At 64.6% G+C, this 13,787-nt stretch carries 12 protein-coding genes; 10 read left to right on the top strand and 2 right to left on the bottom strand.

The window, feature by feature from the left end; all coding sequences use genetic code 11:
- Nucleotides 1-645: 645 nt before the first annotated feature.
- From V7P99_RS04045 to V7P99_RS04035, 3 genes are all read left to right on the top strand, one after another.
- Nucleotides 646-1,053: an NADH:ubiquinone oxidoreductase subunit NDUFA12 gene (locus V7P99_RS04045; protein WP_333793503.1), complete on the top strand. Its 408-nt coding sequence runs from the start codon at nucleotides 646-648 to the stop codon at nucleotides 1,051-1,053.
- A gap of 127 nt (nucleotides 1,054-1,180) precedes the next feature.
- Complete coding sequence (locus V7P99_RS04040; protein WP_333793502.1) at nucleotides 1,181-1,720, top strand: DUF2155 domain-containing protein; 540 nt, start codon at nucleotides 1,181-1,183, stop codon at nucleotides 1,718-1,720.
- Nucleotides 1,721-2,273: 553 nt separating this feature from the next.
- Nucleotides 2,274-2,534 (top strand): hypothetical protein, encoded by a 261-nt coding sequence (locus V7P99_RS04035; protein WP_333793501.1) that lies wholly within the window; start codon nucleotides 2,274-2,276, stop codon nucleotides 2,532-2,534.
- 117 nt (nucleotides 2,535-2,651) lie between these two features.
- Here the strand turns inward: V7P99_RS04035 and hemB are convergent, their stop codons facing one another.
- On the bottom strand, nucleotides 2,652-3,707 hold the full coding sequence (gene hemB, locus V7P99_RS04030) for a porphobilinogen synthase (RefSeq protein ID WP_442909862.1): 1,056 nt from the start codon (nucleotides 3,705-3,707) through the stop codon (nucleotides 2,652-2,654).
- Between the two features lie 107 nt (nucleotides 3,708-3,814).
- Entirely contained in the window at nucleotides 3,815-5,248 is a 1,434-nt protein-coding gene (locus V7P99_RS04025) for an extensin-like domain-containing protein (protein WP_333793500.1), read from the bottom strand.
- A 195-nt stretch (nucleotides 5,249-5,443) separates the two neighbouring features.
- On the opposite strand from V7P99_RS04025, the gene V7P99_RS04020 reads away from it, so the two are divergent.
- The 7 genes from V7P99_RS04020 (at nucleotide 5,444) to ribD (ending at nucleotide 13,786) form a co-directional block, all read left to right on the top strand.
- Nucleotides 5,444-6,532, top strand: coding sequence for an enoyl-CoA hydratase/isomerase family protein (locus V7P99_RS04020; protein ID WP_333793499.1), 1,089 nt, complete (start codon nucleotides 5,444-5,446; stop codon nucleotides 6,530-6,532).
- Nucleotides 6,533-6,733: 201 nt separating this feature from the next.
- Nucleotides 6,734-7,246 (top strand): transcriptional regulator LdtR, encoded by a 513-nt coding sequence (gene ldtR, locus V7P99_RS04015; RefSeq protein ID WP_333793498.1) that lies wholly within the window; start codon nucleotides 6,734-6,736, stop codon nucleotides 7,244-7,246.
- 293 nt (nucleotides 7,247-7,539) lie between these two features.
- Nucleotides 7,540-8,778 (top strand): L,D-transpeptidase family protein, encoded by a 1,239-nt coding sequence (locus V7P99_RS04010; RefSeq protein WP_333793497.1) that lies wholly within the window; start codon nucleotides 7,540-7,542, stop codon nucleotides 8,776-8,778.
- Nucleotides 8,779-9,090: 312 nt separating this feature from the next.
- Nucleotides 9,091-10,326, top strand: coding sequence for a 5-aminolevulinate synthase (hemA, locus tag V7P99_RS04005; protein ID WP_333793496.1), 1,236 nt, complete (start codon nucleotides 9,091-9,093; stop codon nucleotides 10,324-10,326).
- Between the two features lie 412 nt (nucleotides 10,327-10,738).
- The gene (glyA, locus tag V7P99_RS04000) at nucleotides 10,739-12,034 is read left to right on the top strand and encodes a serine hydroxymethyltransferase (RefSeq protein WP_333793495.1); all 1,296 of its coding nucleotides are present in this window, start codon (nucleotides 10,739-10,741) and stop codon (nucleotides 12,032-12,034) included.
- A 98-nt stretch (nucleotides 12,035-12,132) separates the two neighbouring features.
- Nucleotides 12,133-12,624: a transcriptional regulator NrdR gene (gene nrdR, locus V7P99_RS03995; protein ID WP_333793494.1), complete on the top strand. Its 492-nt coding sequence runs from the start codon at nucleotides 12,133-12,135 to the stop codon at nucleotides 12,622-12,624.
- A 46-nt stretch (nucleotides 12,625-12,670) separates the two neighbouring features.
- Nucleotides 12,671-13,786, top strand: coding sequence for a bifunctional diaminohydroxyphosphoribosylaminopyrimidine deaminase/5-amino-6-(5-phosphoribosylamino)uracil reductase RibD (ribD, locus tag V7P99_RS03990; protein WP_333793493.1), 1,116 nt, complete (start codon nucleotides 12,671-12,673; stop codon nucleotides 13,784-13,786).
- Nucleotide 13,787: the final 1 nt, after the last annotated feature.

Raw genomic sequence — 13,787 nt, 5'->3', positions numbered from 1 at the left:
GCGTTCCTAAGGCAGCATCCAGGTGCTCTCGTGCACGCAGGAGCCACTTTGTTCTGATTGTTACTTTTGAAGCCCGCCAGTCGCTTTCGCGAGGTTCCCCCAAGGCCGGCCAACGAGGGATGAAGCTAACTTGATTCGAGGCGAGTTGAAACCTTGGGCGGCTACATTTTGTAGGTCGCAGAGGCAACTAGCTCTACATCTAGTGGTGTTGGTAAGCTGGGGATTGAGGGTCGGAAAAGCCCGAAGTTGCGGGGCCCGGCGCCGAATGCCAAAAAAATAGGCATGTGTAAAACGCCCGAAAGGCTCCTTTGTGCGGGCCGCATTTGAGAGAATAGTGCGATTCCGTGACGCCAACGTATCCTACGAGTGTTGCATATTTGCTCGGGCGACTGTGTCGGGTCGATTTTGGCCGCGTGTGAGTGAGGCTGGAGCGCGTTCGTTTTTGATGGCGAGGTTGGTGAGTGAACGCGCTTAGACACTGATCCGCGGGTCTCAATCCGGGCTTCTGCTGTTACACTTGCTTCTGGTAAGCCGGCGCGGATTTTGACCAATCAGGCTCTCTGCGGGCGCGGGAGAATGCCCACTGGCGCTCAGGCGAGCGACGCGTTAAGCCCACCGGGAGACGGTGCGGAGGACAAGCATCCAATGGGTATTTTCAGCGAGATCTTCAGTTGGTGGGGTGGCAACACCTGGGGGACGCGGCTGACCATCGCGCGGCAGGGCCGCTTCGTCGGCTCGGATTCTTTGGGGAATCGCTATTACGAGCAGATCGAGGGCGTCGGCGCGGTCGGGCCGCTCGGCCGGCTGCGGCGGTGGGTGACTTATACCGACCTTGCCGAGGCCTCCAAGGTGCCGCCCGAGTGGCATGGCTGGCTGCATTATACTGTCGACACGCCGCCAACCGAGGAACGCTACACCCCGCGCCCCTGGGAGAAACCGCATCTCCCCAATATGACGGGAACGCCTGAGGCCTACCGGCCCGCGGGGTCCATTCTCGGTGCGGGACAGCGGCCGAAAGCGACCGGCGACTATAAGCCGTGGCGGCCGGAGTGATCACGGAGTGATCAGCCTGGGAGCCGGAGCGGGCAGCCATGCCTACGCCATCGTTGCGTCGCAGATCTGCGGGCGGCGCGGGCGCACGGTCGCCGTGTCCTTTCGGCCAGCATAGGACGCATTGCGGATGACCCGCCCCCGTACAGGCATTTCGAGCAGACCAGAGGCAGGCGCCGTCGGCGCCAAGGCCTGCTGGTTTGGCCTGCTTGTCGCGGCAGCGGCTGCGGGGCCGGCCGCTGCTGCCGAGCGGATCGATAACCGGGTGGCCGTCTTTTCGGCGCTCGACAAGGTGACGGCAACGATCAAGACGCTCGAGATCCCGATCAACGAGACGGTGGAGTTCGGCGCCCTCAAGGTCACGCCGCGCGTCTGCTATTCGCGCCCGCCGACGGAGCAGCCGAAAACGACGACCTTCGTCGAAGTCGACGAGGTGCTTCTCGACGGCAACGAGAAGCGGATCTTCACCGGATGGATGTTTGCTCAGAGTCCGGGCCTCAACGCCGTCGAGCATCCCGTGTTCGACGTCTGGCTCACCGGCTGCGAGAAGCCGCGCAACGCAGCGGCGCAAAGGCCGCCCGCAGCCGAGCAGGATGCGGAAACGGGCGAGCCTTGGGAGGCGGAGCCCGCGCCGGTCGAGGACTTCCAGCGCCGGCGCGTTCGCCGCTGAGCGCAACTCGAGTGCTTCCGGAAAAGTGGGCACCGGTTTTCCGATAAGAAGCACGAGGAAACAGAGTGCTTCCGGAAAAGTGGGCACTGGTCATGGCGGAGCCATGCAGGCCAAAGTGTTCGCTAGGCGGCGCGCGCGAACAAAGGCCAAGAGCGTTCTGGCCAAAACTGTGTCGGCGAAGACTCACAGCGCCAATGATTGATGTCCTGTCAAGTCGCGGGACTATCACGAATCTACTTTATCCCGCATTATCTAGAGCGCGTTCACCTTTGAGCGCGCTCTATGTTTTGCGTTAAAGCTGATTCAATGTTTGCGATCGGCGAGCACGCTCGCATCTCGAACAATCAGCATCGAATGGCGTCCGCGTGATGACGAGCCCGTTGGTTCGAGCAGATGCGCATGCGCCTCCGCGTGAGAGCAGGATGCCGCTTTCGTTGTGCGAGGCTCCACGCCGTGCCGTGCGCGACTGCAAGCAGCCATCAGGCGGCAGTGCGCGTTAACTTCAAAGCAACCGTTGGCTGGCTTCTCTCAGCCGAGACATTGGGAGCCTGTCATGATCGATTCTCGTTCCATCGCATACGATGCGACGTTCATGATTCTCTTCATCGGCCTTGCCGCTGCGATGGCCGTTCTTTCGCTGATGCTCATCGTGCTCGCTGTGCTCGATGTCGCATTCGAGCCGGTTCACGTGCGGGCCGTGATCCTGAACGTGCTCGGCTGGATGGCCCTGCCGCTCGCGCCGCGCCTCTATCACCGCATCGTCGGGCATCCGTTCTCGTGGCGCGCCAATGGCGCGCTCGGCGGCAAAGTGTAAGCCTCCGCTTTTGAATTTACGCCTGGACGTGTCGGGCTAGGATCCTTGGTGCGTTTCCTTTGTGGAGGTTGGCGCGGATCCTGGCCTTCCCCAGGATGGCGTTCGTTAGAGCTGCGATCAGATCTTGGACGGGTCGGTGCGCAGAAGCTTGGCGGCGTGTGGGGCGAAGTAGGTGAAGATGCCTGACGCCCCCGCCCGCTTGAAAGCGAGGAGGCTTTCGAGGATCGTCTTGTCAGCATCGAGCCAGCCGTTCCCGGCCGCGGACATGATCATCGCGTATTCGCCCGACACCTGATAGGCGAAGGTCGGTACCGCGAACGTCTCCGAGACACGGCGCACGATGTCGAGATACGGCATCCCGGGTTTCACCATCACCATGTCGGCGCCCTCGGCGAGATCGAGGGCAACCTCGCGCATCGCCTCGTCGCTGTTGGCCGGATCCATCTGATAGGTGCGCTTATCGCCCTTGAGCAGGCCGCCGGAGCCGACGGCGTCGCGGAACGGCCCGTAGAAGGCGCTCGCGTACTTGGCGGCGTAGGACATGATCTGCGTATCGGTGCGGCCTGCCTCCTCGAGAGCGCGGCGGATGGCGCCGATGCGTCCATCCATCATGTCGGAGGGAGCCAGGATATCGGCGCCCGCCTCGGCCTGGATCAGAGACTGGCGGACGAGCATGGCGACGGTTTCGTCATTCACGATCTTGCCATCGACGAGAAGACCGTCGTGGCCATGGCTCGTATAGGGGTCGAGGGCCACGTCGAGCACGATGCCGACGCCGATGCCGGCAGCCTTGACGGCGCGGGTCGCGCGGCAGACGAGGTTTTCCGGATTGAGCGCCTCGCGGGCGTCGTCGCTGCGCAGCGACGGATCGGTGTTGGGGAAGAGCGCGATGGCGGGGATGCCGAGCGCTTCCGCTTCCCGTGCGGCCTCGACGATCAGATCGACGCTCAGGCGCGCGACGCCGGGCATGGTGGCGACCGGCTCGCGCCGCCCTTCGCCCTCGATGACGAACAATGGCCAGATGAAGTCGCTGGGGGAGAGCGTTGCCTCGGCGACGAGGCGGCGCGACCAGGCGGCCCGCCGGGTGCGGCGCAGGCGCACGGCCGGATAGCCGCCCGCGGAAGCGGATTGTGCTGTGGCGGCGGTGCGGGGCGCGGATTTGGGCAGGGTCACGCTCGAGGCCTCGACTAGAGTGTTTCCGGAAGGTGGGAGATCGGCCGGAATCATCCGCACTTCGGAGCAAGGTTTCAAGCCCCGCGGCATCCGGCTCAGAAGACCAGTCAGTCGCAGATCTTGTGGACCTTTCGTTCGGCCATGTCGACGTGGAAATGGTTGCGGTGGGCCTCGTTGGCCTCAGGGCCGAGCGTCGTCCCGAAAATGCGGCAGCCCGAGGCGTGAATCTCCCGCAGGAAGCGTGCGGCGGCGGTTTTTGGCGGCGGCGCTGCTACTTTGGCCGCCGCATCGGGCGGAAGCGCCGCCAGCAGAGCGGCCTCCTCGCGAGACCGGCGCTTGCGCTTCGCCGTCGCTTTGCCAGCGTTATTTTTGAGAGTGGCATCTTTAACGGCAGCGTCCTTTGTGGGCGCGGCTTTCAGTGCCGCGTCGTTCTGAAAGGCGGTTTCCTTCGGCCCGCCGAGGCTCGAGGGACGCTTGGCATCGCGCTTGCCGTCTCCCGTGATTGAGGTGCGCAGGGCGAGAGGGGCTTTGTCATTCTTGGAGACGCCCTCCGCAATGGTTGGGCGCGGCAGGGACGTGACATGTCCCTTGGCGGCGGCTTCGGCGATCTCCATGCGGTCTTTGGCAGCCTTTTCTGCCGCAGCCTTGGCGATGGCCGCCTTCTCCGCTTCTTTTTTTTCGGCGACGAGGCGGCGCAGGACATCCCGCCGCGTCTCGCCCCAATGGGTCAGCACGATGGCCTGGCTGCCCTTCTGGGTGGTGAAGCTGCGGATATCGAGGGCGTTGGCCTTACCGTGCTCGGACAGCTTGTTGCCGATGCGGCCGTAGGCCATGCGGCAGGAATAGTCGCTCATCGATTCCATGCGGATCACGGCCGAGCCGAGATGGCGCTTGGCAGCGGGCTGCACTTCGGTCTCGATCCATTTCGCGAGCGCGACCACCAAATCGCACGTGACGACGGGAGGCGGCGACAGCGCGACCTCCGGATCCTTGCCGATGGACACCAGCCGGACCGGCGCCATGGTGCCGCAATCGCCCTTGCGGAACGGCGGCTCCGGGATAGCGACGGCGTCGACGCCCTTCAGGAGCTGTGTGCAGCGCGCTCTTGCCAGTTCCACATCGGTGGCCGGCCACTCGGTGGCGATAAGCGGCTTCTTGGCGGGAGCGGCTTCTGCCTCTCCGGGCGCAGCGCCAGTGGCGGCGTCTTTCGCCGACGGGGCGCTGGCGGGCGAAGCTGGCGCCTGGCTTTCTCTTGCGCTGCCGTCTGCTTTTTTGCCGGCGTCTTCGCGGGCGGGTTTGTGCTTGGGTTTTACGTGCTGGCTTGCGGCACGCTTCTGTTTGCGGGCATCAACCGCTCCCTTTGCGGCGGCGGTCGCCTTGGATGCGGCTTTCCTGGCGTCGATGACGATCGTCTCGAATGCGCTCGTCACAGCTTCCGGAATGGACGCATCGCCGGCGTGGGCCTCCGCGCTGGCGAGAACCGCGAGCGCAATGCCTAAAGCCGTGCGATACCGCGTGAAGGGTGCGATCCTGAGGCTCATTCCGTTCCTTGAATGCGAGGCCCGGCATGCGAGGCCGCCGCGGGCGTGAGCTTAGATGCCGCCTAGCGAATCAAGCTGGCAGTTTCATCTCATCGACGAAGCCTGTATAGGCGCGAAATGTGGCTCCAAATGGCAAGCATCGCGATTTCCAGGAGCTTTTGGACAGCAGATGACACGGTTACGGGAGAGATGCCGATGGCAGAGACGGCCGACGAAGCGCTGAGGATCGAGATCACGGGATCGCTGGCGCTCGTCACTCTCGCTCGTCCGAAGACGCTCAACGCGCTCACACAGGAGATGCGGGCCACGCTGTCGGAAGGTCTGTGGTCGTTTGCGCGCGATCCGCAGGTCTATGCCGTGGTCCTCGAGTCGGAGAGCCCGAGAGCATTTTCGGCAGGATCGGACGTGCGCGAGATCGTCGGCCTTGCACGGACGGATCCCGCAGCCGGCATGAAGCCGTTCGCTGACGAGTACGCGCTCAACTGGCAATGCGAGTGCTTCTCCAAACCCACGGTCTCGCTGATCAACGGCATGATCATGGGCGGTGGTGTCGGCATCACCCAGTTCGGCACGCACCGCGTGGCGGGCGAGGGCTATTCGTTCGCTATGCCGGAGACGAAGATCGGGCTCTTTCCGGATGTCGGTGTCTGTTACACGCTGGCGCGGCTTCCGGGGCATGTCGGCATGTATCTCGGTCTCACAGGACGCAGCATCGGGCGCGCGGAGGCTTACGCGCTCGGGCTCGTCACGCATTGCATCGAGGCCGGAGAGTTCGAAGCGATCAAGGCTGCGCTCGCGGATACGTGGCCCGTCGATCCGGTGCTGGATGAGCGGCATGTCGAGCCGGGCGAGGGCGAGCTTGCGCCTGTCCGTGTGTTGATCGCCGAGTGCTTCTCGGAGCCAAGCGTGGAGGGCATCCTGGCACGGCTCGAGGCGGTCGAGGGAGCAGGGCGGGACTGGGCGCAGCAGGTGGCGGCCGAGCTGAACCAGCGCTCGCCGCTCTCCCTCAAGATCACCCATCGGCACATTCTCGCCGCTCGGACGCGCGACCTGAGAGAGACGCTGATCGCGGACTATCGGCTCGCCGTGCGCATCCTCGAGGCCAAGGGCGATTTCTACGAGGGGGTGAGGGCGGCGTTGATCGATAAGGATGGTACGCCGCGCTGGTCGCCCGCGCGCATCACGGACGTGAGCGAGGCCATGCTCGACGTTTACTTTGCTCCGCTTGGGGTGCGCGAGCTGGCGCTGCCGACGCGCGAGGAGATGCAGGCGGCGCGCGCCTGAGACCGCGGCGAGGATATGTTTTCCAGTGTTTCGCTGCGTGCGTGATGGTGAGAACCCGACTCCCGTGTGCTCCAAGCCGGGACCGAGATTCACCCAGGATTTACCGAATAGATTGAGCTAATTTTTATGGATCTGCCGTAGTCTCCAAATATCAGAACCGGGAAAACCGGTCGCGTCAAACAGGTGTTGTGTGAGGCAGGTATGAGTACGGCAGTCAGTGCGGCGCGCAATCATGCGCCCGTAAACCAGGATCCCAATCTTCGTTCGGAGTATGTGCAGAGCCTTCATCTCATAGAGCGTCTGCACCGCCTCCTGCTCGATGTGGTCAAGGACGAGTTCGACCGGACCGGGATCTCCGAGCTCAACGCAGTGCAGGCTCTCCTGCTCTACAATATGGGAGACAACGAGCTGACAGCCGGAGAGCTCAAGAGCCGCGGCCTCTACATGGGCTCCAACGTTTCCTACAATCTCAAGAAGCTCGTTGAGATGGGCTACATCGACTACGAGCGGAGCGAGACGGACAAGCGGAGCGTGCGCGTTTCGCTCTCGGCCAAGGGCCGGCAGGCGGCGGAGGTCGTGTCCAGGCTCTACCAGCGTCAGCTCGGCTCGGTCGAAGCGGTGGCGCAGGTCTCCAGCACGGAGCTGCAGGGGCTGAACAAGGCACTGGGGCGTCTCGAGCGGTTTTGGACCGATCAGATCCGCTACCGCCTTTAAAATCCGCAAAAGCGGAGAATCGGAAAAGGGCGCGTCACGCGCCCTTTTTTGCGTCCGCTATCCGGCATGGGACCCTGTGAAAGGGAGTTGTGGCAGGCCCGCATCACTCCCGGCGGCCGCCGCGCCCGGGGGCTTTTGACGGCTTCCGGAACATGCCATTCTTTCATCATATCGAGAACTGGTGGGATGATACTCGCCTGATCGAGCCTGGGCGTGGCCCGGGGCGATCGCGTGGCGTAGGGGGCTTCATGGCGGCGTCGATCAGTGGCATTCGTGGCAGGGGCTGCCGGCGGATGGGGGTGGCCCTCGCCGCCCTCGTTACTTCGTCGGGGGCCGCCTTGGCCATGGACGACATGTGGAGCCTGCAGTTCGGCCCCAGAGACGGCGCCGGCAGCGCCGTAAGCGAGCGCCAGAGGCTCAAGGAACTCGAGCGCAATCCCGCGCCGGGCTATCCGACGCTGTCGCCCGCCAATGTGGCTGCAACGCAAAGGGGGATCGCGCGCTACACACGGATCGTCGAGGCCGGCGGATGGGGAACAATTCCCGAGGCGCTCGTGAAGCCCGGCGAGCAACATTCGGCGGTCGCGGCGCTGCGGAGCCGGCTCATCGTCTCAGGCGAGCTCCGCGCGGATGCGGCGGGCGGTGAAACGCTGGATGGCACCGTCGTTGAGGCGCTCAAGGCTTATCAGGCGACGAACGGGCTGACGCCCAATGGCCGGCTCGACAAGCCGACGCTGGCGGCGCTCAACGTCAGCGCCGAGGATCGGCTCAAACAGCTCAAGGTCAATCTCAAGCGGATCACGGAGCTTGCCGCCGTCGTCAAGTCGCAGAGCAAGTACGTGGTGGTCAACATCCCGGCGGCGCAGGTCGAGGCGGTGGCGCTCAACAAGGTCATCTCGCGCCATACCGGAGTCGTGGGCAAGCCGGACCGGGCGACGCCGATCCTCCGCTCCTCGATCACGGAGATGAACTTCAATCCGATCTGGCGCCTGCCGCCGACCGTCATCCAGAAGGACCTCATCCCCCAGGGCCGCGAGATGCAGGCGAGAGGCGAGAACGTGCTGATCAAGACTGGCATCGAGGCTTACAGCAACGGCAAGAAGGTCGATCCCGCGACGATCAATTGGAGCGGAGCGGCGGTGAAGTCCTACGCTTACCGGCAGCCGCCCGGGAAGGACAATCCGCTCGGCTTCGTGAAGATCAATTTCGCCAACAGCGATTCCGTCTACATGCACGACAGCCCGTCGGAAGGTCTTTTCGGCAGCAATTTCCGAGCGGCGAGCTCAGGCTGCATCCGGGTGCATAATGTGGAGCGGCTCGCGTACTGGCTGCTCGGGCAGAATAGCGGCTGGGATCAGGAACGCGTGGAGAAGATGAAGGAGACGGGTGAGCGGCTCGACGTCAAGCTCGCTGCGCCGGTGCCGCTGCACTTCGTCTACATTTCGGCCTGGGCCACGGAGGACGGGACCGTGCATTTCCGCCGCGACCTCTATAACCGCGATGGCGTCGCACAAATCGCGACGTCTTATTGACGGCGTGGGGGCGAAGCCTCGTTTTCCACGTCGCACTTGATAATGGTCAAGGCACCCGGAAGGCCCCGCGGAGCATGGTTTTCATCGGAAGCAACCGTCTTGGCCGCGACGCCCGTCTCTTACTACTGGACGGACAGGGCTTGCCGCGACATAAGGGGTCGTTGCACTGTAACCTCCGGCGCGCAATGCTAAGGCTCAAATCGGTCTGCCATACTTGGGTCGCGATACTCCTCGGAAACCTGTCTGCTCGTTGCCAGGAGCTTTCTAAAACCAGCGGCGCGCCGTAGAACAAAACGTTCGAGGAATACGTCGATGGTGGATTATGCGAGGCACTTCAAGGCTTCTCTCGATGCGATCCGGCGGGAGGGTCGCTATAGGGTGTTCGCTGACGTAAAGCGCCATCGCGGTGCGTTTCCGGCCGCCGATCATGTCACGCCAGGCGGCGCCAAGCCGATCGTCGTCTGGTGCTCCAACGATTATCTGGGCATGGGACAGCATCCCAAGGTGATCGCCGCAATGCACGAGGCGATCGACGCCGTGGGCGCAGGCTCCGGCGGCACGCGCAACATCTCCGGCACCACGCACTATCACGTCCAGCTCGAGCGGGAGCTCGCTGACCTGCACGGCAAGGAGCAGGCACTTCTCTTCACCTCCGCGTACGTCGCCAACGACGCGACGCTCTCGACGCTGGCCAAGCTGCTGCCCGGCTGCGTGATCTTCTCCGACGAGAAGAACCATGCCTCGATGATCCAGGGCATCCGCCACGGGGGTTCGGAGAAGCGCATCTTCCGCCATAACGACGTCGCGGATCTGGAGGCGAAGCTCAAGGAATTCCCTTACGACACGCCGAAAATCATCGCCTTCGAGAGCGTGTACTCGATGGATGGGCACATCTCGCCGATCGGAGCGATTTGCGATCTCGCCGAAAAATACGGCGCGCTGACCTACCTCGACGAGGTTCATGCTGTGGGTCTCTACGGGCCGCGCGGCGGCGGCATTGCCGAGCGTGACGGCGTCATGCACCGCGTCGACATCATCAACGGCACGCTGGCCAAGGGCTTCGGCGTGATGGGCGGCTACATCGCTGGCACCAGCGATCTCTGCGATGCCATCCGCTCCTACGCCGCCGGGTTCATCTTCACCACGTCGCTTGCGCCTGCCATCGCAGCCGGCGCGCTCGCCAGCATCCGCCACCTCAAGGCGAGCCCGTTCGAGCGGGCTCGGCACCAGGAGCGGGCGAAGGCGCTGAAGGCGCGCCTCACGGCCGCCGGGCTGCCGGTGTTCCCCAACCAGAGCCATATCGTTCCGGTGCTGATCGGCGATCCGGTTCACTGCAAAGAGGTGACGGACCGCCTTCTCGAGCAGCACGGCATCTATGTGCAGCCGATCAACTATCCGACGGTGCCGCGCGGCACGGAGCGCATCCGCCTCACGCCGGGGCCGCATCACACCGACGAGCAGATGGATACGCTGACGGCGGCGCTGAGCGAGCTGTGGACGGCCTGCCCGGCCGCCGAGGGCCGCACCGGCAAACTTGCGGCCGAATAAGCACACGTCGTTTTTTATTCGATCCAGCAGTCCGCGAGGTTGCTGCACCGCCGCGATCACACTTTAAGGTTGGCGGGCACAGCGCGTCGCGGACGCACTTGCTGGCGTGCTTTGAAATCCAAAATCAACAAGCAACTTAGCGTCCCCTAACGTAGGATCCCTCGAGGTGCATTCTGCTCCTCGCGATGATCGTGGAGGCTGTGTTGCAGCGCACAGTCACACTTGGGGGTGCGACGCAACTTCTCTGTTGCTTCGAGCTGACGCATGATAATGGCATGCGAAAGTAGGGGCCGTCGTGCCACAATCCCCGTGCCGCCACGAGGCCTCTGGCGACGCGCCGGTCCTCCTTCCGCGCAGGCTTGCTCAGCGCCATTCGCATTCATCCCCATAATCGGACCAACGAGGAAACGTCATGTTGAAAATGAAGGCTCAAAGCCCGACCGCCCATTTCTTCCAAGCATCGTTGGCCGAGACCGATCCCGAGGTCGCCTCCGCGATCGACAAGGAGCTGGGCCGCCAGCAGTACGAGATCGAGCTCATCGCCTCCGAGAACATCGTGTCCAAGGCGGTTCTCGAGGCGTCCGGAAGCGTTCTCACCAACAAGTACGCGGAAGGCTATCCCGGCCGGCGCTATTACGGCGGCTGCCAGTACGTTGACATCGTCGAGGAGCTGGCCATCGAGCGGGCCAAGAAGATCTTCGGCTGCAGCTTCGCGAACGTGCAGCCAAGCTCCGGCTCGCAGGCCAACCAGGGTGTTTTCAACGCGCTCGCGAAGCCGGGTGATACGGTGCTTGGCCTCAGCCTGGCACATGGCGGCCATCTCACGCACGGCGCGCCGGTCAATCAGTCCGGCAAGTGGTTCCGCGCTGTCCACTACCAGGTGCAGCCCGATACGCATCTCGTCGACATGGACGAGGTGCGCAAGATCGCGAAGGCTGAGAACCCGCGCCTGATCATCGCCGGCGGATCGGCCTATCCGCGCCATTTCGATTTCCCCGCGTTCCGCTCGATCGCGGACGAGGTCGGTGCGCACCTGATGGTAGATATGGCGCACTTCGCGGGCCTCGTCGCCGCAGGCGAGCATCCCTCGCCCTTCCCGCACGCGCACGTCGTGACCACGACGACGCACAAGACGCTTCGCGGACCGCGCGGCGGCATGATCCTCACCAACGACGAGGAAATTGCGAAGAAGGTCAACTCGGCCATCTTCCCCGGCATTCAGGGCGGACCGCTGATGCATGCCATCGCCGGCAAGGCCGTGGCGTTCGGCGAGGTCCTGGCGCCGGAATTCAAGGCCTACGCCAAGCAGGTGATCGCCAACTGCAAGGCCATGGGCGAGGTTCTGGTGGACGCCGGCTTCGCGCTGGTGTCGGGCGGCACGGATACGCACCTCATCCTCGTCGACCTTCGGCCGAAGAAGCTCACCGGCAACATCTCGGAGAAGTCGCTCGGGCGGGCCCACATCACCTGCAACAAGAACGGCGTGCCGTTCGATCCCGAGAAGGCGATGGTGACGAGCGGCATCCGTCTCGGTGCGCCTGCCGGCACCACGCGCGGCTTCGGGGAAGCCGAGTTCCGCGACATCGGCCGCATGATTGCCGAGGTGCTGGAAGGCCTCGCCAAGAACGGCGAAGCCGGGAACTCGGCCGTCGAGGAAAAGATCAAGGCCGAGGCGACGGAGCTCTGCAAGCGCTTCCCGATCTACTGATCCGGGCGCGGACTGGCGTTTCGCCGATCCACAAACTGATTTAGAAGAAGGCGCCGGCGCTGCGTGCACCGGCGCCTTTCAATTCGGAGACGCTCCAGATGCGCTGCCCCTACTGCGCCTGCGAGGAAACGCAGGTGAAGGACAGCCGCCCTACCGAGGAAAATACGGCCATCCGCAGGCGGCGCGTGTGTCCCGACTGCGGCGGCCGCTTCACTACGTTCGAGCGTGTGCAACTGCGCGAGCTGATCGTCGTCAAGCGCTCCGGACGCAAGGTGCCGTTTGATCGCGACAAGCTTTCGAAGTCGGTCGCGGTGGCCCTGCGCAAGCGGCCCATCGAGCCGGAGCGGGTGGACCGGATGGTCTCCGGCATCGTGCGGCGGCTCGAGAGCTCGGGAGAAGCCGAGATTCCGAGCGCCACCATTGGGGCCTACGTGATGGAGGGACTGCGCGGCCTCGATCCGGTGGCTTACGTGCGCTTCGCCTCCGTCTATCGGGATTTCCGCGAGGCAGCCGACTTCCAGGAGGTCCTGGGCGAGATCGCGCGCGACGACGAGACTGGCCCGGCGCTCGGGATCGCGAAAAAGCATTGATTGATGCTCTCCTCGCTCTCACGGGGAGAGGGGGAGATCTGAGGCCATGAGCTTTTCGTCCTTCGATGCGCAGATGATGCGGATTGCGCTGACGCTGGCGCAGCGGGGGCTCGGCACCGTCGCGCCCAATCCCGCCGTCGGCGCGGTGCTCGCAGACGAGGCGACGGGCGAGGTGATCGGCCGGGGATGGACGCAGCCGGGCGGACGGCCGCACGCGGAGACGGAGGCGCTGAGGCGGGCGGGGCCCCGCGCGCGCGGGGCCACGCTTTATGTCACGCTCGAGCCATGCGCCCATTTCGGCAAGACCCCGCCGTGCGCCGATGCCGTGATCAAGGCCGGCGTCCGGCGCGTGGTGGTCGGCGTCGGCGATCCGGATCCGAGGACGCAGGGCGACGGCATCGCCCGGCTCAAGGCGGCCGGGATCACGGTCGAGGTCGGGCTCGAAGAGGGCGAAGCGCGCTGGACGACGCTGGGGCATATCCGGCGCATCACGGACCGGCGCCCTTTCGTGCAACTCAAGATGGCGCTAGCCAGCGATGGCACGCTGCCGCGCGGGGCCGGCGGCCAGCCTCTGATGGTGACCGGCCCGGAGGCGCGAGCGGCCGCCCACCGGCTCAGGGCGGAGAGCGATGCCATTCTCGTCGGCGGCGGCACGGCGCGGGACGACGATCCGGAGCTCACGTGCCGGCTGGCCGGCCTTGAGTGGCGCTCGCCGCTGCGTGTCGTGCTGTCACGGTCGCTCGATCTGCCGTCAGGCCTCAAGCTCGTGCGCACCGCTCGGCAGGTGCCGACGTGGATCTTCACCGGAGAGGACGCGCCGGCGGCGCGCGCCGGCGATTTCGAGGCAACCGGGGCAAGGGTGGAGCGGGTGCCATGCGGCGCCGCCGGCTTGTCGCTCGCGCACGTGCTGTCCCGGCTTGCGGACGCAGGCATGACGCGGCTTCTGGTTGAAGGCGGAGCGGCAACCTGGCGTGCATTTTCCGAGGCTGGTCTCGCCGATGAAGTGGCCCTTTTTCAGGCCGGCGCCGGCAAGGCGGATGCCGCGGCACTCTCGGAGCTTGCCGCCCGCTATGCTCCGGGGCTAGATCTCGCGCTCGCGGCGCACCGGCGCGTCGGAACGGATGCACTGGCGCTCCTTCGCGTGCGGCAGGTCGGAAGCTAGG

The organism is Hyphomicrobium sp., from assembly GCF_036780825.1.
GTDB lineage: Bacteria > Pseudomonadota > Alphaproteobacteria > Rhizobiales > Hyphomicrobiaceae > Hyphomicrobium_C.
The sequence above is the reverse complement of the archived record's forward strand: the minus strand, read 5'-3'. Positions and strand labels throughout refer to the sequence as shown.

Coding starts and splice junctions, on each gene's coding strand:
- ribD (WP_333793493.1), top strand. CDS start 12,671: ATGAGCTTTTCGTCCTTCGATGCGCAGATGATGCGGATTGCGCTGACG.
- glyA (WP_333793495.1), top strand. CDS start 10,739: ATGTTGAAAATGAAGGCTCAAAGCCCGACCGCCCATTTCTTCCAAGCA.
- V7P99_RS04045 (WP_333793503.1), top strand. CDS start 646: ATGGGTATTTTCAGCGAGATCTTCAGTTGGTGGGGTGGCAACACCTGG.
- V7P99_RS04010 (WP_333793497.1), top strand. CDS start 7,540: ATGGGGGTGGCCCTCGCCGCCCTCGTTACTTCGTCGGGGGCCGCCTTG.
- V7P99_RS04040 (WP_333793502.1), top strand. CDS start 1,181: ATGACCCGCCCCCGTACAGGCATTTCGAGCAGACCAGAGGCAGGCGCC.
- V7P99_RS04035 (WP_333793501.1), top strand. CDS start 2,274: ATGATCGATTCTCGTTCCATCGCATACGATGCGACGTTCATGATTCTC.
- nrdR (WP_333793494.1), top strand. CDS start 12,133: ATGCGCTGCCCCTACTGCGCCTGCGAGGAAACGCAGGTGAAGGACAGC.
- V7P99_RS04020 (WP_333793499.1), top strand. CDS start 5,444: ATGGCAGAGACGGCCGACGAAGCGCTGAGGATCGAGATCACGGGATCG.
- ldtR (WP_333793498.1), top strand. CDS start 6,734: ATGAGTACGGCAGTCAGTGCGGCGCGCAATCATGCGCCCGTAAACCAG.
- hemA (WP_333793496.1), top strand. CDS start 9,091: ATGGTGGATTATGCGAGGCACTTCAAGGCTTCTCTCGATGCGATCCGG.
- V7P99_RS04025 (WP_333793500.1), bottom strand. CDS start 5,248: ATGAGCCTCAGGATCGCACCCTTCACGCGGTATCGCACGGCTTTAGGC.